Origin of the sequence: Flavipsychrobacter stenotrophus, from assembly GCF_002954265.1 — a bacterium.
Classification (GTDB): Bacteria; Bacteroidota; Bacteroidia; order Chitinophagales; family Chitinophagaceae; genus Flavipsychrobacter; species Flavipsychrobacter stenotrophus.
In genome coordinates, this window is record NZ_PPSL01000004.1 from 350,526 (window position 1) to 370,979 (window position 20,454).

Sequence of the window (20,454 nt, forward strand, 5' to 3'; positions counted from 1 at the left end):
TGAACATAGCGGCACCCGTTATGAAATGGGCCGCTATTTAATATCACAAAAAATGAAACAAAACACAGAAAAAATACCATTTTCAGCCTATCAGAAGTTCGTCATTTTTATATTGGCGGTTACTCAATTTACCGTGATACTAGACTTTATGGTCATGTCGCCAATGGGTGACCTTATGATGAAGGCACTGAACCTTAAAACTTCACAGTTTGGTTTCGCAGTATCGGCTTATGCATTTAGTGCAGGTGTATCAGGTTTGCTCACAGCAGGCTTTGCCGATAAGTATGACAGGAAAAAATTGCTGCTCTTTTTCTATACCGGTTTTATACTCGGTACTATTTTTTGCGGGTTAGCCGATTCATACGAATTGCTGATAGCCGCGCGCATTATTACCGGGCTTTTCGGCGGGGTTATTGGCTCAGTATCTATGGCAATAATGGCAGACCTGTTCGATATACATCACAGAGGTAGGGTAATGGGTTTTATACAAATGGGGTTTGGCGCCAGCCAGGTATTGGGTGTGCCTATAAGTCTCTACATTGCCAACTATTGGGGATGGCACCTGCCATTTATAATGGTTGCCGGGTTGGCAGCTCTGGTACTGGTGCTTATAGTAGTGAAGCTGCAACCGGTAACAAAACACCTGGAGGTGAAGAACGATAAGAATGTATTTCTGCACCTGTGGCACACCCTTGCCGACAGGAATTACCGTATAGGGTTTCTTTCCACCGCTTTGTTGTCGATAGGGGGCTTTATGATGATGCCATTTGGCAGCGCGTTTGCGGTAAATAATCTGCATATACCACAAGACAAATTGTTCATATTGTTTATGATGTCGGGTGTAAGTTCACTTGTAATTATGCCGCTGATTGGTAAATTCAGTGACAAAGTCGACAAGTTTATATTGTTTGCCATAGCATCTTCATGGATGGCAGTGATGGTGGTGATCTACACCAACTTGTCTGTAACGCCGCTGTGGCTGGTAATCATCTTCAACGTACTTATGATGATGGGCATAATGAGCCGTATGATACCTTCGAGCGCACTTACCACTTCACTGCCCGAAATGAAAGACAGGGGCGCATTCATGAGTATCAACTCATCTCTGCAGCAGATAGCAGGTGGTATAGCCGCAGCATTTGCCGGAATGGTAGTAGTACAAAAGACCAAGACATCGCCACTAGAGCATTACAATACACTGGGTTACATAATAGTGGGTGTAAGCGTACTGAGCATATTAATGATTTACAGGGTAAGTGTGATCGTAAAGAATAAGCTGAAAGAGAAGGTAGTGTAACCGCTGTAATTAAACTACTTGTTTGTCGTTTCCATACACCGTTAATCACCGGAGTTTGGAAACGACATTCTATTTTTATGAACATAGCGGAAAGGAAGTAGGAGAAGATTATAGTTATGAAAGTGTAGTAAAATAATTGCAGAATTATATCTTTACTGCAAAACCCTCATGTGAAATATATTAAAGGTTTCGACACCCTCAGGGCTTTTGCTGTATTGTTTGTAATGATCGAGCACAAGGGTGTTTGGTTTGATGATACTGTACCCAACGGCCGATTTATTAAAGAGGTTATTATCCCTGACGGTGGTTTTGGTGTGTTCCTTTTTTTTGTGTTGAGCGGGTTTTTGATAACCGGTATATTGCTCAAAGAAAGGGATGAACATGAGGTTGGAACCAAGTCGATGGTAGCTAACTTCTTTATGCGGCGTGCCTTACGCATCTTCCCCATCTATTTCCTGCTACTGTTCTTTCTTTATGCTATCAACTATACTGGTATAAGAGATATTTTCTTCTATCACCTTACTTACACTACTAACATCCTCTGTTACCGCACTAATCAGTGGAATTCATTTTCTCACGTATGGACCCTGTGTGTGGAGGAGCAGTTCTATTTATTCTGGCCATGGCTGATCATTTTTGTCAGTAAAAAATATCTCAAATATGTCTTCCTGTTTTCTATACTCACTGGCATAGTAAGTACCTGGTATTGCATGGATATAAGGGGCCACATGGGCCCGCTACTGGTCTTTAATTGCTTTGATTCATTTGGTATCGGCGGTCTGTTGGCTTACTCTCAGATGAATGAAAAGTACCGTGTCCGTTTTCAACAGTGGCTGAAATGGGCCGGAGGCTTTGCGCTGGCCATCTATTTATATTGGAAGATAGGTGCGTTTATGCGTGTTACCACCCATGGTTTTATTTTCTCAAAGACGATCACCAGCATCTTAGCGGCATGGCTCATAAGCCTTGTGGTCAATGCCAGGCCGTCATTTTTTAGGCGTCACTTTCTTGAGAACAGGCTCCTTACGTTTGTAGGAAGGATCAGTTATGGTATTTACTTGTATCACTACGTGTACAATGCGCTCGTGTATTGCCAGTTGAACGATTTTCTCAGCAAGATAACCACCGGTTTTCCGGCACTTAACTTACTTGTTAACGACTCCCACTTTTTCTATTGGCTGCATATAGTACTGGTAATTGCGCTCTCTGCATGTTCCTACTACATCATAGAGCGGCCATTCTTAAAGCTAAAGAAATTCTTTGGGAATAATGATGAGGTTGTAGTTAAGCCATTGGGTTAGTTTGCAGTTGCGATATTGGATGTTAATTGACTCTCCTTATATCGATTGGAAATTAAAAACATCATTGATTCTAATGGGCGCGAACCTACGGCTCGCGGGTAAGAGAGGGGGCTGCAATGCTACAAACCTTTTGCACCTGCGGTGCAATGATATGTTCTGAACGTAGCATTTTGAGGCCTAAGCGGTGTTATCAGACATACAGCAACAAAAGCAAAATCCCCGCTACACAACGTATAGCGGGGATTTCTTATTGTATCTTTCTTTCCTTATTTACCTGCGAAAAAATCTGCTGACTTCTTGGTGAGGTATAGTTTCTTTTGAAGGAAAACGTCTGTTTTGTCTTTTGGTATGCGTAGCTTGTAAGTGCCACCTGCAAAATTGTGGAAGGCAAACTGGTCGTAGTCAGGATTCCAGCGAGCCATGAGCTTCTTGTCTATGCCCAGCTCTATAGCCAGTACATCGAAAGATATAGGCTGACTGATGCTGAGGATGTTCATGTTCTTCAGCTCATCATCGGTAAATGCTACTACCTTTTTTACTGGAACAGGCGTTGTAGCAGCTACAGTACCTGGTTTGCCCGGTGTAGCAGGTGCTGTACCGTTGGCAGCCATAGTAGCGGCTATCATTTCCTTTATTGCAGCTTCTTCATCTTTGTCTTTGCTGAACTTAAAGTCTACCGGAATACTACCCAGGCTGATGAATTTGCTGAGGTTTTCGAAGATACTTGCAGTAGCTATGAAAGCCAGAACGTGGCCCTGAGTTTCGCGTGGCAGGTATTCCTTGATGTCCCAGAAATTGTGACTACCTGTTTTTTCTATAGCCCTCAGTACCGGTGTAGGACCGCTGTTATAAGCGGCTACAACCAATAACCAGTCATTGAGCTGGCTGTACAAAAGATCGAGATACTTGGTAGCAGCAGCAGTAGATTTGTTCCAGTCTGTACGCTCATCGTTCTTACGATTAACGGTCAGACCCATCATACGGGCTGTTGTTTCCATCATCTGCCAAGGCCCTACGGCGCCGGCATGAGATACTGCTTTATGATTGAGTGCTGATTCTATAACTGCCAGATACTTCAGTTCCTTGGGCATTTTCTTCTGCTCCAGCACATTGTCCATTACAGAGAATGGGGTAGCGCTATTGCTCTGTACGCTGCTGAGGGTGCGGTTATGGATCTCCATGTACTTGCGTACAAAGTCGTTCACATATTCGTCTTTCTCACCAAAGTAAGCTTTTTCGCCTGCCAGGGGAACATGGTTATAAGGTAGTTTTTCCTGAGTGTTGGCGGCAAGCAAACCATTGGTAGTCTTAGGTTTGATGCCGGTTGATAGAGATGAGTCTGCCTTACCTGCTTTTGCAATAGGTTTGGCTATAATTTTCTGCTGAGCCATTGCTGAAGCAGCAGAAAGTGTAATGAAAATACTTGTCAAAAGAACTTTACATTGCATGTTTGATCGTTGTTTAAGCGGTGAAGCATGCAACCCTGTACGAGAAGGGAAGCCTACAAAATGGATGATTCTATTTGGGGTATACCAGCCTGTTAGGTATTGTACTATGCGTTGTTAGTAGTGTTGTTGATCTTTTCTTTTTCTTTCATGCCTGATTCGATCTCAGTTTTGATACCGTCTTTAGCTTCGTTGAACTGACGGATACCCTGACCAAGACCTTTAGCCAATTCCGGTATTTTCTTACCACCAAACAACACAACAATGATCAGCAATAAAACGATCATTTCACCACCCGTAGGCATCCATGTAAGCAAAAGCGGATTAACATTCAATATTGTCATACTAGATTAGATTAAAACTGTTTATAATAATTTCATCAGGGTTTAAGGCAAAGCTAATTCTTTTAGCCGATATAACCCTCTTATAAGGGTCGGATCAGCAATTTTAACACTTAAATGACCTGCTTTTATTGATAAATAGTTGGTTATAAAGTTTATTAATTATTAATGCATTTAGCTTGTCAAACAGGCCTAAGATATAGGTTCGCGGCTCAAAGTACCGGTTGTATATCTCCTCCATTTCTCTAATATCTCTGTCATGTCTGCCGGCAATTCAGAGTCAAATTTCACAAACTCACCTGTTACCGGGTGTTTGAAGCCAAGCTCTTTAGCATGTAGTGCCTGCCTTTTCATTATGCTGAAGCAATTATCTATGAACTGCTTGTATTTACTGAAAACGGTGCCTTTCACAATTCTATCTCCGCCATAGGTCGTATCACCAAACAGAGGATGGCCCAGATGTTTCATGTGGACCCTTATCTGGTGCGTACGGCCGGTTTCAAGCCTTAATTCTACCAAAGTAGTATAGTTGAAGCGCTCCAATACCTTATAGTGGGTTATGGCTTCCTTGCTGCCATGGTCACCATCGGGGAAAGTATCCATTATTTTCCTGAAGCGCACATTGCGGGCAACAGGTACATTGATGGTCCCTTCGTCTTCCTCCAGGTCTCCCCATACCAGTGCTATGTAGCGCCTATGTACCGTATGGGCTTTGAACTGTGCAGAGAGATCTTGCATAGCATGCTCACTCTTAGCTATTACTATCAGTCCGGTGGTGTCCTTGTCTATTCTATGCGCCAGGCCTACACGGGGCAATCCTGTTTCTACATGTGTCTGCTGCAAATACCACGATATACCATTCACCAATGTGCCGCTGTAGTTGCCGCAGGCCGGGTGTACAACCATGCCTGCAGGCTTGTTGATAAGCATTACCGCATCATCTTCGTAAGCAATGTTCAAAGGCATCTCTTCGGGTATGATCTCGGTACTTTCTACACGGCGGGTATCATAAACAACAATATGCTCCAGTGGGCGAACTCTGTAGTTACTCTTTACTTTCTCACCGTTAACCAGTATCATTCCATCGTCAAGTGCCTGCTGCACCTTATTGCGGGTAGCACCAACCAGCCTTACCATAAGAAATTTATCTATGCGCAATGCTTCCTGTTTGGCAGAGGTTGTCATCTCAAACCTGATGACCGGCTCATCACCGGCCTCTATGACGTCTTCTTCGGGTTCTTCGTCATCCCAGGTATCTTCCGGTATAAAATCTTCACTCATACTGCAAAGTTACAATTTTAATGGCTCAATGGCTTAATGGCTCAATTGCTCAATGAGTTTAATGTGGAAATGTGATCAATATGAAAATGTGGAAATTCATGCGGCAATGTGGTGGAATGCGCTGGAGTTCGAATACGAGAATCAATAATGTAGGGGCAATCCCTTGCGGTTGCCCGCCCTATGCCACCACGCGATAGCGTAGACATTAGTTCTCCCTCTTTTTTGGGGAGGGTTGGGGGTGAGGCTTTTACCACTCCTAGGCCAGCACCGGTAACAGCAAACTATTCAGATCATCTATTCCTGGCAGATTTTCGCAGACAAAGCCCTCGGCATACTGGGTACCTATACGCTTGCCACAGAGCATATCGCGAGATTTGATCGTCTCTAAAAAGTTGCCGGTAGATATATAAGTAAGCGGTTCGTTAGAGTTAGGATCATGAAACTGGCTGGTGTAGCACTTTATAGCTTCCATCTTTTCCTCAAAAGTGTCTGATATATCAACTGCAAATGAAGGGTCGAGAGCCCTGTCCTGTATCATATGGAAGACACGTTTAGGGCGCCATGCTTCCTGCGGCTGGCCCTCCCATTCCGTTTCTATCTTGCGCAATCCGGCAAGAAAACAGGCATCAGCTATTAATCTGCCACCCTTGCCATGGTCGGGGTGACGGTCTTCAAGTGCATTGGCTATAACTATTTCGGGGCGGTAATGGCGTATATATGCTATCAGTTTTCTCTGGTTCTCTTCATCATTTCGGAAAAAACCATCGGCCATTTGTGCGTTGTGCCTTACCAGTACGCCCATTGATTTTGCTGCGTTTGCTGCCTCTTCATACCTCGCTGTTACCGATCCACGTGTGCCCAGTTCTCCTTCTGTAAGATCTACTATACCCACAGCATCACCAGCTTTTATATGCTTCAACAAGGTGCCGGCGGCACTTAGTTCTATATCATCGGGATGGGCGGCTATAGCCAGTATGTGCAACTTCATAAGTCTCAGAAATAAATAAGGCTGCAAAGATAGGTACATATATAGTTGTGCCGCTTTTTCCGCCAGAATCAATCTTTTTGTAGATTTAATGATTCATTGCTTAATTCTATGAGACACATTATTATTCTATTTCTTCTGCTCATTTCCATTGGTACATTGGCCCAGATGAAGCAAATGCCTGTACCTAAAGTAAAATTAGGTACCATTATAGGCAATCATATGGATAGCGGCAGGGTAGTGAGGCCGCAGGTCTCATCGGCAGAGATACTGGCTTTTCCTTACCTGGTGGTGGATGAACCGGGATGGAAGGTAGTGGAGTATAAGTGCTCAATGTTGTCATCTGAAAAAGAATACTGGGGGCCATTTGTAATTGGCAACTCCAAACTTGATGACAGAATTATAGAACATGTGAAGAGTGCCGGTTTCAAAAAAGGGCGCATGTTCCTGGAAAACATAAGGATAGAAAAGGATGGGGTAAAGAGTGTGACCAATAATATTATTATTGATTATAGTAATTGAGCTATATGGGGCAGAGAGGAAATTACTTATTGAAAACATCAGATGGAATTACTATTCATTATACACATTGGCGTGCCATATCTATAATGCCTGACCTATATCTGGGTGAAAATCAGTTTATTGAATTTGTACGCGAATGCAAAGTTAATGAGGAGTTGCTCGAACAGCCCTGGATAGAGGGCTGCGTGCTGGTAGATATGCCAGAACGTAAACTGTATTTCTGGTGCGTGGCGTGTACTTTCGAGTCATCGGTGATGGATTATTTTATATCTGCATTGGAAAGGAAATGGCCAGGATGGAAGGTTTCTCAGCTAAAGAAGAGGATGTATGATATTGAAGAACTTTTAAGCATAGACTACACATCGCAACAGGATAGGCATGTAATTGATATGCCGGCACGGGCACAAATAGTTGATGATTCTATTGCCGATTGGGAGACGGCTCTCGTTGTTATAAAACATAATAATGATGCTTTTATTACTAAGACGGGTGATCTTTCGGCGGAACAGATCGTTGCTTATGGGCCGGATGCCATTTCTCTGCTTATTGAAAAGCAGCAATATGTGTTGCCTGCTGAACTTGACATCAAGGCAACAGAGTGTATAGTTATAGACACAGGTCAAAAACAGATTGTAATGAGTTCAAGCTCTTTACATCTGTGGGAGGATAATTCTTACAAGTGGGATGGCTATAGTTGTGTAGTAGGTGATCATGGCTATCCGGGCGTATTAAAAATTGCGGGGTTTGATGTGTCGGAGCTGGTAATGCCAATGGAAGCAGCTGCCCGGAAATGTAACGAACTAACGCAGCCACAGGATGGCTTTGACCCATATGGGTTTGCTGAGAATATGAGAACTCATGCAAGTGACGACATTCAATTTAATCCTGATTTTTTTGATACGGTAAAGCCGAAAAGATCTTGGTTCGACAAATTTAGAGCAATGATGAATAAATTTTTACGTGGAGAGTGAGCATTGGCTGCGATAATTTATCTGTCGTGCTTCTTTCCACTTTTCCCCAATTAACCTATTTTTACTGCATGAAAGTATTCATATCAGGAGCATCAGGATTGGTAGGTGGTAACTGCCTAAAGCATTTTACAGAAATGGGCTGGACGGCTGTCGGCTCTTATTTTTCATACCCTGTAGATGGTACAGTGTTTTATGATACCCTCAATCCTGCTGATGATAAGAACTTTGATGTAGTGGCTTTTGCTCCTGATGTGATCGTGCATTGTGGTGCGCTTACTCATGTTGACTATTGCGAGGCCAACGTGCAGGAGAGTTATGATAAGACCGTGCAGAGCACCATCAACCTTATAGCCCTTGCCAAGCAGTGCAATGCCCGCATGGTATACATCTCAACAGACTATGTGTTTGATGGTCACAATGGCCCTTACAGGGAGGATGCGCCGGTAAATCCGCTGAGTGTATATGCCCGTCATAAGCTGGAAGGCGAAGAAAAGGTTTTGTCTGAGATCGTTGGTGCACTGGTACTGCGTGTTACCAATGTATATGGTAATGAGGTGCGCGGCAAGAACTTTATTGCCCGTATCATAGATCAGGCAAAGAACAAACAAAAACTCACTTTAAAACTGCCATACGACCAGTACGCATCTCCTGCTAATGCATGGGACATAGCCCGCTCTATGTTTGTATTGCTGAGAGATAATAAAGAAGGCATTTACCACATTGCCAGCACCGACTACCTGAACAGAGTAGAGCTGGCGCTGCGTGTACTGTCGTATTTCCCCGATGCTGAGTACGACCTTATACCTATGAGCACGGCGCAGTTGGCGCAACCCGCTGCCCGTCCGCTATTGGCCGGTTTTGTTAAGTCTAAATTCAGTAGTGAATACCCCGATTTCTTGTACGGTAATATAGACTCGTACATGCGGGAAGTGATGAATTCTTAGATTGGTCGTAAGTCGTGGGAAGATTGGATAATCTTGCCATGTGCTGCTTTATGCAATAATTTTAACTGCCAATCGTTTCTGAGTTTAATAGTTTTGAATTATGCGTAAGACATACACAATTGTATTTAGTTCATTAGTGCTTCTGGTGCAGTCGTGCGACAGGCAACAATGTAAGAATACAGATGCGGTATTTGATCAGTTCAAGCCAATTCAGAAAGAATATAAAGCAGAGTTGGTGAAAAAGATCAGTATGGTAGAAAGGGAGAAACTAACCTATTGGATCAGCGAGCGGATAGTGGACGATGGCCGAACTTATATGGTGGTAGATGTACAAGGCGATGGGTTGTGTGCCAAAGCAGTTATCGACATTACCTATGTGCCGCAGACAAGCAGTTTAAAGTCATTCCAGGAATCAACCGGCAAGGGTTATAGTGGTGCAAAACTGGATGGCTTGAAGTACAGTATAAACAATATGGATGGGGAATATAATTTCTTCTTTGTGAATGTTGATAGGATAGTAGATTAGGATAGATTCTTTTTCCCGGTTATAAACAAAAGAGGTTGCCTGTTTCCAGGCAACCTCTTTAAGTATTGTGCAATAAACGTTATTACTTGATAACGCTCATTTTGCTTGCCATACCATCACCTTCCGTAGTGCGGATCAGGTAGATGTATTCGCCGGCAGCCAGTGCAGTTGTGTTCAATTCAACTATCTGCGTACCTGCATTGTAGTTTTCTGTCATTGTCTTAACTACTTTACCAGACATGTCAGTAACAGAGATAGTTACTTCAGTAGCCTTAGCTAAAGCGAACTTGATGTTAGTTACGTTAGTAGCAGGGTTAGGGTAGTTGCCAAAGATAGTAAGGTTGTTACGGGTAACACCTTCTACGCTTGTAGCGGCAGTTCCAACAGTAATGATCGGGAAGATGAAGAAGTGATTAGCTACACCAAAATCTTCTGTGTAGAAATCAACCCATGAACCATTAGCTAACATAGCAACGTTAGCATTGTTGACGATTGTATCACCACCAACCAAACGGTATCCCCATGTATTTCTTTCACCCTGGCTGCTTGTAACCAAACCAATTGTATCACCGCCAAAATTCGCAGCGTTGTAATTGATGGTGTAACCAACGTAGAAATTAGAGATGTATGGGCTTGGTGTAGTGAATGTATACGATTTGATAGTATCGCTTCCACCAGATACTGTAGAAATACCTAAAGCAGTAACAGGAACCGTTACTGAATCAAGTGCGGTACGTGGCAGGCCGCTGTTAAAGTAGTGAGGTCCAAGAACATTTGGACTCTGTGCAGCTACACTCCATGTGTACAACTTAATGGTCTTAGTAGATGCCGGATTAACAACACCAGTAAAATAGGCGATAACGCCTGTTACCTGTGCAGATGTAGTGCCAAAGTTAACATCATAGCGCTCAGCAAAACCTTTGTCGCCAAAAGCGTTCATGCCTGTCATGTAGCCACTGTCGGAGTTTGAACCCGCAGCATAATACAACGCCAGAGTATCTGCAGAAGTGATGTGTCCAAGTGTATCAACGTCACCTACAGCGGTAGTTTTAGCTGCGGGAATATGATCACCTGCTACAGAATGAGACCTGATAGGACTTACTGCGGTAATAGAAGACTTTGCATGCTGTGCGAAAGCCGATAGAGCTACAGTAGTAGCAATAGATAAGAGGAAAACTTTTTTCATAACTTTTTTCTCGTTTAAGAATTTTTAAGTGAGGGATAAAGTTAAGAAGAGCGGCACTGTAGCAACCTTAATTTTACGTTAAAAAGGTAATTTGTTGTTTTTTAGGCAGTTATGTGAAAAATATACATTAGTCCGGTAAAAGCAAGGCCTACGCCAATGCTGGTGAGTCCAAAAAGTCCCCAACTACTTTCTGTCATAGATGCGGCGGTAATGGTGAGCAGGAAGCTGGAAAAACAGCATAATGCTCCGGCTACTATTAGAATCATGCCTATGGTTCGTTTGCGTGCATTGCGTAGCTTCAGGCATTCGTCAATTATCTTCTTTATATAAAATTCTTCCTGTCCCTTGCTCGCCAGTTCTTCTTCCACTTCTTTCCTGGTAAGGCCACGGGCAAACAATTCCATCGTTAAGTCAGTTAATGATTGCTCTTTTTGCTGGGACATACAACGAATTTTAATTAAAATATTTATTGGATTCCCAATATAAATTTCTTCCCGTGGGAATATCATGATATTGGTCATTGGCGGGGAATTGATAAATTTGTACGACCATGACATTAATAGCTATCCTTTTTCCCGCATTGTCTTTTTTTCTCAGAGGACGTATCATTACAGGTATTGTTTGCCTGATCCTGCAGGCTATTCTCATAGGTTGGATACCTGCGGCTATATGGGCCGTTATCAGTCTGCAAAATGCCAGGGAGGATAGAAGGACACGCCGTATCATCAGGGAAATGAGGCGATAATCCGTTTTTATCGCATTCGTCAATTAACCTTTTATCCTTTTAACCCTTTACCTATCTTTGCAGCCTTATGAGTAAGGAAATTGTAGTGAGCGGCATCCGCTCTACCGGCCATTTGCACTTGGGCAACTATTTTGGTGCCATGCAGAACTATGTGAAAATGCAGGACAGTTATGACTGTTATTTTTTCGTAGCCGATTATCATGCACTCACCACTCATCCTGATCCAAAAGAACTGAAGCCGAGTGTATACAGGGTATTGGCAGAAAATATAGCCAGTGGCCTGGATCCTGAAAAGGTTGCCTTGTACGTACAGAGCGATGTGCCGGAAATACCTGAGCTATACCTGATGCTGAATATGCTGGCTTATAAAGGTGAGCTGGAAAAGGTGCCTACATTTAAAGACAAAGTGCGCCAACACCCCGACAACGTTAATGCAGGTTTGCTGACCTATCCGGTATTGATGGCCGCAGATATATTGATACATAGAGCAGTGAAAGTGCCGGTGGGTAAAGACCAGGAGCAGCACCTGGAGATGGCGCGTAATTTTGCCAATCGTTTCAACAGCCGCTACGGAGAGTTTTTCCCTGAGCCGCAGGTATTCCGCTTCAACGACGAGACCGTGAAGATCATGAGTCTGGACGGTAACGGCAAGATGAGCAAGAGCGAGAACGTGAACGCGACCATCTTTCTGAACGATGATGATGATACTATTCGCAAAAAAATAATGAAGGCTAAGACCGATCAGGGGCCAACTGAAGCCAATATGGTAATGCCGGATTACATCCAGAATCTGTTTGCTTTGATGAACGCAGTCTCTAATCCGGGTGTAACGGATACTTTCCGTAAGGCATACAACAACTGCAATGTGCGGTATGGCGATATGAAGAAACAACTGGCGGAAGATATGGTAGCCTTTGTAGCGCCTATACGCGAGCGAGCTGCAGAATTGAATAAAGACGAGGATACACTGAGGAAGATATTGAAGATGGGCGCAGACAAGGCCCGTGCCAGCTCTTCTGAAACAATAAAGGGTGCAAGGAAGCTGATGGGTATCAACTATTAATTTTATTTAATCGGAAGTTGAAAAGCTATTGTAAAATAGAATAGTAAAACAAATGCGAATTTGTTAGTTTTACCTCCCTGAGAGTTCAGCAGGATCATGAACTTTTGAATCTTTACTTTTTAATTTTTTACTTTTTATACAATGCCTCATAAAGTAACTCCCAAGCATATAGCCGTGGCCGGTAATATAGGGTCTGGTAAAACAACGCTTACAGCCATGCTGGCCAAGCATTACAAATGGGAACCTCACTTTGAGGATGTGGAACACAATCCTTACCTCATAGATTTTTATGAGGATATGCACCGCTGGTCGTTCAACCTGCAGATATACTTTCTGAACAATCGTATAAAGCATCTTATAGACATAAGAAGCGGTAAAGACACAGTGATACAGGATCGTACCATATACGAAGATGCCTATATATTCGCGCCCAACCTGTTTGATATGGGATTAATGACCAAGCGCGACTATGAGAACTATACTTCATTCTTCCAGAATCTTAAAACCCTAATTCAGCCACCCGATCTACTGATCTATCTGAAAACATCCATTCCTACATTGGTAGACCAGATACAAAAGCGTGGCCGTGAATATGAGGAGAACATTAGGCTCGACTACCTGAAAAGGCTGAATGAGAATTATAATAAGTGGATAGACGGTTATAATGACGGCCCGCTACTTATAATTGATGTGAATAACTGCAACTTTGCAGAGAAGGAAGAAGACTTTGCGGACGTAGTGCGTCGTATAGATGCCCAGCTGTTTGGCCTGTTCTGATCAGTTAAGTGATCTCCTAAATTAATTTTCTGTTTATTGTAACTTTTAGCGGGTTGCAGCCTATATACTATTGTATATAATCGGTATATTCATTTTATTCTACTAACTACTTCTTTCTATAGCATGAAAAACACTTTACTTTTTCTATTGTTTGCTTTTATGGGTACTCATGCCATGGCCGGCGTTATTAAAGGCCATGCAGCCGATACGAAGGGCGAGGCATTGTCTTATGCTACTATATATGTAGAGGGTACTACAACCGGGGCCAATGCTAATGCCAGTGGCGATTATGAGTTGACCATAGCACCGGGTTTGTATACGGTTATCTGTCAGTATGTAGGGTATAAGCAGGCCCGGTATAGTGTTACTATAAAGGGCGATGAAACGGTTATACACAACTTTTTTTTGGCCACACAGGGGCTGGAAATGAAAGAGGTTGTAGTAAAGGCAAATGCGGAAGACCCGGCTTATGCTATAATGCGTAGTGCCATAAAGAAGCGGAAATTTCATGCCGACCAGATAAGTTCTTTTCAGACCAATATGTACCTGAAATGTATTGGCAGGTCTCGCCAGATGCCAAAGAAGGTAATGGGGCAGAAGATAAATGCACAGGACATAGGCGCCGATAGTAACGGAAAAGGTATCATATACCTGCTGGAAGAAGACGCAGACTACTATGTACAAGGTGAGCACGAGAGAACCGTAGTACACTCTGTAAGAGAGAGTGGTAATCCCGGTGGTGTAGGGTTCTCTCAATTTCCTTCTGTAATCTCTTTTTACGATAATAATGTAAGCTTGTTTGGCAGGTCTTCAAGAGGATATATATCGCCTGTAAATGATTTGGCGCTCAACTACTACAAATACAAATTGGAGGGGCAATTTGAAGAGCAGGGCCATACCGTCTATAAGATAAAAGTAATACAGAAGCGGGCCTATGAGCCATGTTTTAATGGCTACATATACATCACTGAAGGCGAGTGGGCTATTCATAGCATCAACCTGGCACTTACGAAAGAGTCGGGGTTGGATAAAATGGATACCATGAAGGTAGACCAGCTTTACCTGCCCTACAAAGATGATACCTGGGTGATCAAGAGCCAGGTTATTTATGTCACTCTTAAGATCTTCGGTTTTGACATTATCGGGAGTGCGGTTACTGTGTACAACAGACAAAAGGTGAATGAGCCCATTGCAGATACCATGTTCTCTAAAAAGGTGACCAGCTCTTATGATAAAATAGCCAACAAAAAAGATACCGCTTACTGGACCGAGAACCGACCTATACCACTGGAAGCAGATGAGAAGAAGGACTTTGTAGTAAAGGATAGTATCAGGAAGGTCATTGAAGATCCGAGAAGGGTAGACTCCCTGCGAAGGAAAGGTAACAAGCCATCTCCCGTAGGTTTGCTTATATCGGGGTACACATATACCGGTAAGGAAAAGAGGAATGTGTTTACTACCAACTCGGTTTTACTGGGTCTGAGCGAAGACAATATGGTCAACTTTAATGCTGTAGAAGGATTTAACATAGCGCCCAAGGTGAACTGGCGGCATATGGTAGATACCGGAAAATATATCATTACAGATATGGCCGCAAGGTATGGTTTCACCAATACTCATTTCAATGCCATAGGCCGTGTTTACTATACTGCCACAGACCAGGCATGGAGAAGTCGCTCCTGGATGGGCGGGGTAGAAGGGGGCAAATATGTGTTTCAGTACAACCCCGATAATCCCGTGCTGCAGTGGTTCAATACTTATGCTTCATTGTTTTATAAAGAGAACGATCTGCGCATCTATGAAAGATGGGAAGGGTCGGCTTTCCTGAGACGCAATTATGGGAATGGCCTGATATGGTTAGCTAAAGCATCATTTCAGAAAAGACTACCGTTGAGCAATAATACAGAGTACAATTTCAGTAGTGTAGATGCACCATATAAAAGCAACCTGCCTGCTAATTTGCCGGCCGTAGCCACGGCATGGGAAGAGCATAATGCTATGATCCTTTATGGTATGATCTCTTACAAGCCCGGCATTACCTATACGCAGTATCCCGATTATAAAACCCCCAATGGCAGCTCATGGCCACGCCTCACGCTTAGCTATGAAAAGGGTGTAGCCGGCGTACTGGAAAGCAAGACCGATTTTGATAAGTGGCGCTTCAGTATTCAGGACGATGTATCGTTAAGGCTGTTTGGTAGGTTCTCTTATAATTTTGTGGTAGGCGGTTTTCTTAATAGCAAATATGTATCTATTCCAGACCTTATGCACCTGTATGGTAACAGGGGCGTTGGTTACGCCAATCCTTATATGCAGAGCTTCCAGTTTGCGCAGTATTACGACTTTAGCAATAAAGAACCTATATACGGCGAGGCGCATGTGGAGTATCACTTGAACGGATTGTTGAGCAACAAGATCCCATTGCTCAGGCCGGCGCAATGGTACCTGCTGTTTGGTGGTAATGCATTTTACGCCAGCGATCATAACTACTATACTGAGGCCTTTGTGGGTATAGACAATATAGGCTGGAAACTTTTGCGCATACTACGCGTAGATTTCGTTCAGTCCTGGGATAGTAACAGAGGCCACAATTCCGGTATCCGCTTTGGGTTGAGCGGTGCTACTTTTACCCGTGCAGTAAATGTAAGCCACAGCGAATGGTAGGCTGAAAACTAAAAAGTAAAAACTTAAAACTTAAAAGTGTACTATTAGTGCATATACCTTCTATAGAGATGAAATGCACCTCAAAATATGAGTAGTTTTTACTTTTAAGTTTTTATTTTTTACATTACCAATCACCAGCCGCTTGCCAGTACATCGGCAATATGCATGGTTTGAATAGGTAGGTTGTTGCTATCTATGTAGCCTTGCATGTGCATCATACAAGACACATCTGTCGTAATGATGTATTTAGCACCTGTATCTAATGCGTTCTTTACTTTAGACTGTGCCATGCCTATTGAGATAGGCTCGAATTTCACAGCAAACGTTCCACCGAAACCGCAGCAGGTTTCGCTTTCTTTCATCTCTATTAACTCAAGACCATTTACATTACTTAGCAACTTGCGCGGACCTTCTTTTATTTTGCATTCACGGAGTGCGCCGCATGCATCATGATAGGTAGCTTTACCATTGAGTGTAGCACCTACATTCTCTATCTTCAGTATTTCGGTGAGGAATTCAGTAAACTCAAACATATTGCCACTTACCTGGCGGCAGAGCTGCTGGTCTGAGCTGTTCTCAAATATCTTGTCGTAGTAATTGCGGGCAAAGCCTGTGCATGAGCCACTGGGACTAACTATGTAAGAAGGATCTTTAAAATCCTGCAGGAATTTTTGTGCAACTGCCTTTGCTTCGTTCTTATAACCTGCATTGTATGCAGGCTGTCCGCAGCAGGTCTGGGCCGTGTTGTAGCTAACATCGCAGCCGAGTTTCTCCAATACTTTCACCATATTCATCCCCGTTTCAGGATAAAGCTGGTCAACAAAACAAGGTATAAATAATTGTATCTTCAAAGTCTGAATTCAAGTAACTAAGTGAAACCCCGTACAATAGCACAGGTTATTTTATGCAGTTGCAAAGTTAAGAAGGTAATTGGTTTATTTGCAGGCTAAGTTTGTAAGGATATTTGCTGAATTGCATTAAATAATAGTATAATGAGTTTTGAAATAAAAGCAATAAAGATAGCTGACGAATATACCTTGATGGCAGGCTTTATGCATGAGTTACATAAGCATGAGCACCTGTTATTTGATAAAACCGCCGCGTGGCCGGATATTGAGCATGGCTATATGCGCCATGTCATCACTATGCAGGAAGAGTGCCAAGGGGTGTGCCTTGTAGCCTATGTAGACGGAGTGCCTGCCGGCTTTATGTTTGGGTATGTAGAAGAGCAGGATGATAGCCGAACAGAAGTTTACGAGGGACGCGAACTATATGTATCTGACGGATATATTGCTGAGCCTTTTAGAAGAATGGGTATCTATCGCAAGCTGAACGACCACTTGGAGCAGATGTTTGTAAAGGATGGTGTGAAACGAATAACCCGTTTTACCATGGTCAATAACGTTCGCATGCGGCAATTTCTGGAAGAGGAGGGGTATACTGTTACCCGCCTGCTTTATGAGAAGTGGGTAGAGTAGATATTCTCTTCTTTCAATGAATCTTTACGCACATTTATAAAAGTGGCAGTTTTTCTGAAAAGTGGCAGTTTTGAATGAGGTGTTTTGGGTGAAATGCTTTTTGGGTAAGGTTTGCATGAGATTTTAACAAACTGCTACTTTCTGCTACTTTCTGCCACATGTTGCCACTTTTTCTGCTACTTTTTATTTTTACCTCGTCCCTGCAGCGTCCAGCAGCGTCCTGAAATAGGTTTACATTTTGGTTATTCGCTCAGTCGCTGTGGAGACGCAATTATGCGTCTCTACCATAATATAGGTTGTTATTGTTTTTGATAGGGTTCATAATGTCAAAGAGCGTAAAGGTTTTCACCTGATTTGAGTGCAAATTAATGCGTGTATTTGTATCCTGCAAATAAACATATCCAAAAAATTTGCGAAAAAATCGGCTGAAAGGCTTTGTGGGTAAGGCTTTGAGGTGGGTTATTTTCTGTGGATATGTTTTTTTTTGGGTTAGTAGCTTCGGATTGACTCAATACTTTTTAGAAATTCAGTGCCATATTTTACAACTAATTCGCTTGTCATATCCATTATTACCTGAACACCTTTGTCATTATTTATGAGATGTATCCAATATATCGTATGCTCTTTGCCGGTATCATCGTCTATATATGTGCCTTTGTATCCAATAGCATTTTTATAAGTTATTTTTGTTTTGTTTGTATCCCAGCTGAATACTTCTCTAATTTTTAGGCCTCTTCTATCCTTGCTTCTTTTAGCTATTGAATATTGAACAACGTCTGTTCCCGCTGGTATAGTTTCTACAATAAAAGCTATTACCGGAATTATCCGGGCGCCTTGTTTGTCAATTATTGCCTCTCGCTCATAATTGTATATAAAAGCTTGTTTGAATTCATCGTTATTGATCTTCCATTTATTATTAGGTAGTTCAAACTTTAGTTTGGCCAAAGCCACTGTTTCGCTTTGGGCAAAACACGAAAAGAAGGATAATAATGTAAATATAGACAACAAAGCTTTTTTCATAGTTGCGGCAGAATTGAGTGTAATTAATTGCTTGATTCGAAATTAGGAAATTTTTATTGAGTTTGGTTTACTTCGTTATGAGTTCAAAATGAATTAACCCGACGGTTGTTGGTAAGCAGACGCAACAGCGGCAGGGTTGAGGGATGATTAGTGTTCCAAAAAGAATACGTCCCGGTGTGCCGGTCGGGAGACCGGCGGCCGCGCGAGCGTAGTCGGAGACATACGCTCAGCAGCAGGGAGGGTTAACACCTACACTGGCTTCCTCACCTCGGCCTTTATGATCTTCGCCTTCACCAACTGATCCAATAATTCGTTCAGTTCATTGGGTTGTTGGCTACCTATGAGGATCTTTTTGCCGGTGTTCAGTTCCAATTGTAGGCCCATGTTGCCGCTTACATTGTAGGCTTTGCCTTTGCCGCCTAGTCCGTAGCGGATGCCCCAGCCGCCGTAGTCGAGTATGGGGCTATACTGGCGAACGTAGGCTTTTGTTACTTCATCCCAGCTGATGACCAGTACCTGGAAATGTATGGGGAAGAAGCGGTAATAGATGCCTTTCTCGTCGATCTTTGTACGTAGCTGCATGATGTAAAACAGGATCATGATCACCAACGGAACTATAGCGCCAATGAGTATTTCATTCATTACATCAGGACTGTATTTAAAGCCATTGTGGTAAAATGCCAGGGTTACAGGTACCACCAGTACGCCAGCTAAAAGCACCCACAACCACCACTGCCTGAATTTCTGTACTTCTGAAAAGTTGTTCATAATTTATGTCGCCCTCAGGGCTAGTGTTATGTAGTTTTGTTGTCGAGGGGTTGAAACCCCTCGCTATTTATGTCGCCCTTTCAGGGCTTTCTACTGCCTGAATTCAATTGTTAGGTTAGTGAATTTTTAAGCAATTTTGATCTTTAGCCAGGCTCTTAATTTTTGTTTTTTGAGCATTGATTCATCGGGTTCGGGGAGTATGCCTGCGTAGGGCTCGCTGCGGTGGGTAAAGTACTTATTGAAGGTACTTTGTGTGATGCCCCATTTCATCAGGAATTGTTTGCGGCCATCATTCTTCTTTATCCTCAGCGTAGATTTAGATTGGAAGTGGTACACCCGGCTTTTGCCGATACCTTTAAATATCCTACAACCGGCTGCCCACATCTTCATGGCAAAATCATCATCGCTGCTTACGCCAGGGCTCAGTTCTATACTGTAGCCGCCTGTTATATGCCAGTACTTTTTATGTACAATAGTTGGCGGCCAGGTAGATCCGTACCAGTCGGGCATGGTAAAGGTGCTACATTTTTCCAGTAAGCCTTTCTCGTCAAATGTTTCAATGTTGGTGCCAAAGTGTTCGTGTATCACGCATGGGTTGTTGAGCGTCGGCTCTATCATGGTGGAGGAAAACATGAAGTTGTCAGTTCCGGCATTTTTTATTTCCTCCGCCAGGTAGGTGTCCCACTTAGGACATACATACATATCATCGTTCATGTATACTATATAGTCCTGTGTAGCTATGCCGGCGGCCATGTTCACCGCTATGCATATACCTGCATTGTCGGGGGTGCTGGTGAAATCGATACCTTCTTTTTTGGCCCATTCCATCGTGCCATCGCTACCATCGTTGATGTGTAATACCACCTGATGCTGATACGCCGAGTTTTTACGGATGCTTTCCACACATAGCTTTACAAACGGCAGGTTATTCCAGGTAGGTATTATTATTGATAGCATTGGCTGATGTAAGTTAAAAGTCAAAAGTAAAAACCAAAAAGTGTATGACGAGCGCAGATGCCGTCGCTAGTTTTAGCTATTCTTTTGACCTCATTGGTGGCAAAATTAATCATTTGTTTGTTGTGAAGGTAACCTGGTCATCTTGTTGGCTTTATATGCAGGGAATATTAGATTTGACAACTT

The 20,454-nt window shown here is 42.9% G+C and carries 21 protein-coding genes; 11 read left to right on the plus strand and 10 right to left on the minus strand.

What is annotated here, in order from left to right; translation table 11 throughout:
• Positions 1-52: 52 nt before the first annotated feature.
• Both CJD36_RS15905 and CJD36_RS15910 read left to right on the plus strand, forming a co-directional pair.
• The gene (locus CJD36_RS15905; protein ID WP_105040329.1) at positions 53-1,297 is read left to right on the plus strand and encodes an MFS transporter; all 1,245 of its coding nucleotides are present in this window, start codon (positions 53-55) and stop codon (positions 1,295-1,297) included.
• Between the two features lie 170 nt (positions 1,298-1,467).
• The gene (locus tag CJD36_RS15910; RefSeq protein WP_105040187.1) at positions 1,468-2,598 is read left to right on the plus strand and encodes an acyltransferase family protein; all 1,131 of its coding nucleotides are present in this window, start codon (positions 1,468-1,470) and stop codon (positions 2,596-2,598) included.
• A 266-nt stretch (positions 2,599-2,864) separates the two neighbouring features.
• Here CJD36_RS15910 and CJD36_RS15915 read toward each other — a convergent pair whose 3' ends face one another.
• The 4 genes from CJD36_RS15915 to bshB1 all read right to left on the minus strand — a co-directional run bounded on the left by CJD36_RS15915 (position 2,865) and on the right by bshB1 (position 6,653).
• Entirely contained in the window at positions 2,865-4,046 is a 1,182-nt protein-coding gene (locus CJD36_RS15915) for a lytic transglycosylase domain-containing protein (protein WP_105040188.1), read from the minus strand.
• Positions 4,047-4,150: 104 nt separating this feature from the next.
• Complete coding sequence (locus tag CJD36_RS15920; RefSeq protein WP_240609368.1) at positions 4,151-4,387, minus strand: Sec-independent protein translocase subunit TatA/TatB; 237 nt, start codon at positions 4,385-4,387, stop codon at positions 4,151-4,153.
• Positions 4,388-4,576: 189 nt separating this feature from the next.
• Positions 4,577-5,665 carry an RluA family pseudouridine synthase gene (locus CJD36_RS15925; RefSeq protein ID WP_105040189.1) on the minus strand — a complete coding sequence of 363 codons (1,089 nt, stop codon included), beginning with the start codon at positions 5,663-5,665 and terminating at the stop codon, positions 4,577-4,579.
• Between the two features lie 256 nt (positions 5,666-5,921).
• Complete coding sequence (gene bshB1, locus CJD36_RS15930; RefSeq protein WP_105040190.1) at positions 5,922-6,653, minus strand: bacillithiol biosynthesis deacetylase BshB1; 732 nt, start codon at positions 6,651-6,653, stop codon at positions 5,922-5,924.
• 108 nt (positions 6,654-6,761) lie between these two features.
• On the opposite strand from bshB1, the gene CJD36_RS15935 reads away from it, so the two are divergent.
• The 4 genes from CJD36_RS15935 (at position 6,762) to CJD36_RS15950 (ending at position 9,613) form a co-directional block, all read left to right on the plus strand.
• Positions 6,762-7,172 (plus strand): hypothetical protein, encoded by a 411-nt coding sequence (locus tag CJD36_RS15935; protein ID WP_105040191.1) that lies wholly within the window; start codon positions 6,762-6,764, stop codon positions 7,170-7,172.
• A gap of 5 nt (positions 7,173-7,177) precedes the next feature.
• A complete protein-coding gene (locus tag CJD36_RS15940) occupies positions 7,178-8,143 on the plus strand; it encodes a hypothetical protein (RefSeq protein WP_105040192.1) in 966 nt (321 codons plus the stop codon).
• 68 nt (positions 8,144-8,211) lie between these two features.
• The gene (locus CJD36_RS15945; protein WP_105040193.1) at positions 8,212-9,087 is read left to right on the plus strand and encodes an SDR family oxidoreductase; all 876 of its coding nucleotides are present in this window, start codon (positions 8,212-8,214) and stop codon (positions 9,085-9,087) included.
• A gap of 100 nt (positions 9,088-9,187) precedes the next feature.
• On the plus strand, positions 9,188-9,613 hold the full coding sequence (locus CJD36_RS15950) for a hypothetical protein (protein WP_105040194.1): 426 nt from the start codon (positions 9,188-9,190) through the stop codon (positions 9,611-9,613).
• A gap of 82 nt (positions 9,614-9,695) precedes the next feature.
• Here CJD36_RS15950 and CJD36_RS15955 read toward each other — a convergent pair whose 3' ends face one another.
• Positions 9,696-10,799 carry a T9SS type A sorting domain-containing protein gene (locus tag CJD36_RS15955; RefSeq protein ID WP_105040195.1) on the minus strand — a complete coding sequence of 368 codons (1,104 nt, stop codon included), beginning with the start codon at positions 10,797-10,799 and terminating at the stop codon, positions 9,696-9,698.
• A 101-nt stretch (positions 10,800-10,900) separates the two neighbouring features.
• Positions 10,901-11,242 carry a hypothetical protein gene (locus CJD36_RS15960; RefSeq protein WP_133162668.1) on the minus strand — a complete coding sequence of 114 codons (342 nt, stop codon included), beginning with the start codon at positions 11,240-11,242 and terminating at the stop codon, positions 10,901-10,903.
• Between the two features lie 107 nt (positions 11,243-11,349).
• Here CJD36_RS15960 and CJD36_RS15965 point away from each other — a divergent pair, with 107 nt between their 5' ends.
• From CJD36_RS15965 to CJD36_RS15980, 4 genes are all read left to right on the plus strand, one after another.
• On the plus strand, positions 11,350-11,544 hold the full coding sequence (locus CJD36_RS15965; protein WP_105040197.1) for a YqaE/Pmp3 family membrane protein: 195 nt from the start codon (positions 11,350-11,352) through the stop codon (positions 11,542-11,544).
• Between the two features lie 67 nt (positions 11,545-11,611).
• Entirely contained in the window at positions 11,612-12,607 is a 996-nt protein-coding gene (gene trpS, locus CJD36_RS15970; RefSeq protein ID WP_105040198.1) for a tryptophan--tRNA ligase, read from the plus strand.
• A 141-nt stretch (positions 12,608-12,748) separates the two neighbouring features.
• Positions 12,749-13,384 carry a deoxynucleoside kinase gene (locus CJD36_RS15975; RefSeq protein WP_105040199.1) on the plus strand — a complete coding sequence of 212 codons (636 nt, stop codon included), beginning with the start codon at positions 12,749-12,751 and terminating at the stop codon, positions 13,382-13,384.
• Between the two features lie 123 nt (positions 13,385-13,507).
• Positions 13,508-16,048: a DUF5686 and carboxypeptidase regulatory-like domain-containing protein gene (locus tag CJD36_RS15980; protein WP_105040200.1), complete on the plus strand. Its 2,541-nt coding sequence runs from the start codon at positions 13,508-13,510 to the stop codon at positions 16,046-16,048.
• Between the two features lie 131 nt (positions 16,049-16,179).
• Here CJD36_RS15980 and CJD36_RS15985 read toward each other — a convergent pair whose 3' ends face one another.
• Positions 16,180-16,899, minus strand: coding sequence for a (Fe-S)-binding protein (locus CJD36_RS15985; protein WP_105040201.1), 720 nt, complete (start codon positions 16,897-16,899; stop codon positions 16,180-16,182).
• A gap of 141 nt (positions 16,900-17,040) precedes the next feature.
• Here CJD36_RS15985 and CJD36_RS15990 point away from each other — a divergent pair, with 141 nt between their 5' ends.
• Positions 17,041-17,526, plus strand: a complete 486-nt coding sequence (locus CJD36_RS15990) for a GNAT family N-acetyltransferase (protein WP_105040202.1) — start codon at positions 17,041-17,043, stop codon at positions 17,524-17,526.
• Between the two features lie 489 nt (positions 17,527-18,015).
• Here the strand turns inward: CJD36_RS15990 and CJD36_RS15995 are convergent, their stop codons facing one another.
• From CJD36_RS15995 to CJD36_RS16005, 3 genes are all read right to left on the minus strand, one after another.
• The gene (locus CJD36_RS15995; RefSeq protein WP_105040203.1) at positions 18,016-18,546 is read right to left on the minus strand and encodes a hypothetical protein; all 531 of its coding nucleotides are present in this window, start codon (positions 18,544-18,546) and stop codon (positions 18,016-18,018) included.
• Positions 18,547-18,795: 249 nt separating this feature from the next.
• Positions 18,796-19,314 (minus strand): hypothetical protein, encoded by a 519-nt coding sequence (locus CJD36_RS16000; protein WP_105040204.1) that lies wholly within the window; start codon positions 19,312-19,314, stop codon positions 18,796-18,798.
• A 126-nt stretch (positions 19,315-19,440) separates the two neighbouring features.
• Positions 19,441-20,271: a glycosyltransferase family 2 protein gene (locus CJD36_RS16005; RefSeq protein WP_105040205.1), complete on the minus strand. Its 831-nt coding sequence runs from the start codon at positions 20,269-20,271 to the stop codon at positions 19,441-19,443.
• Between the last annotated feature and the right edge of the window lie 183 nt (positions 20,272-20,454).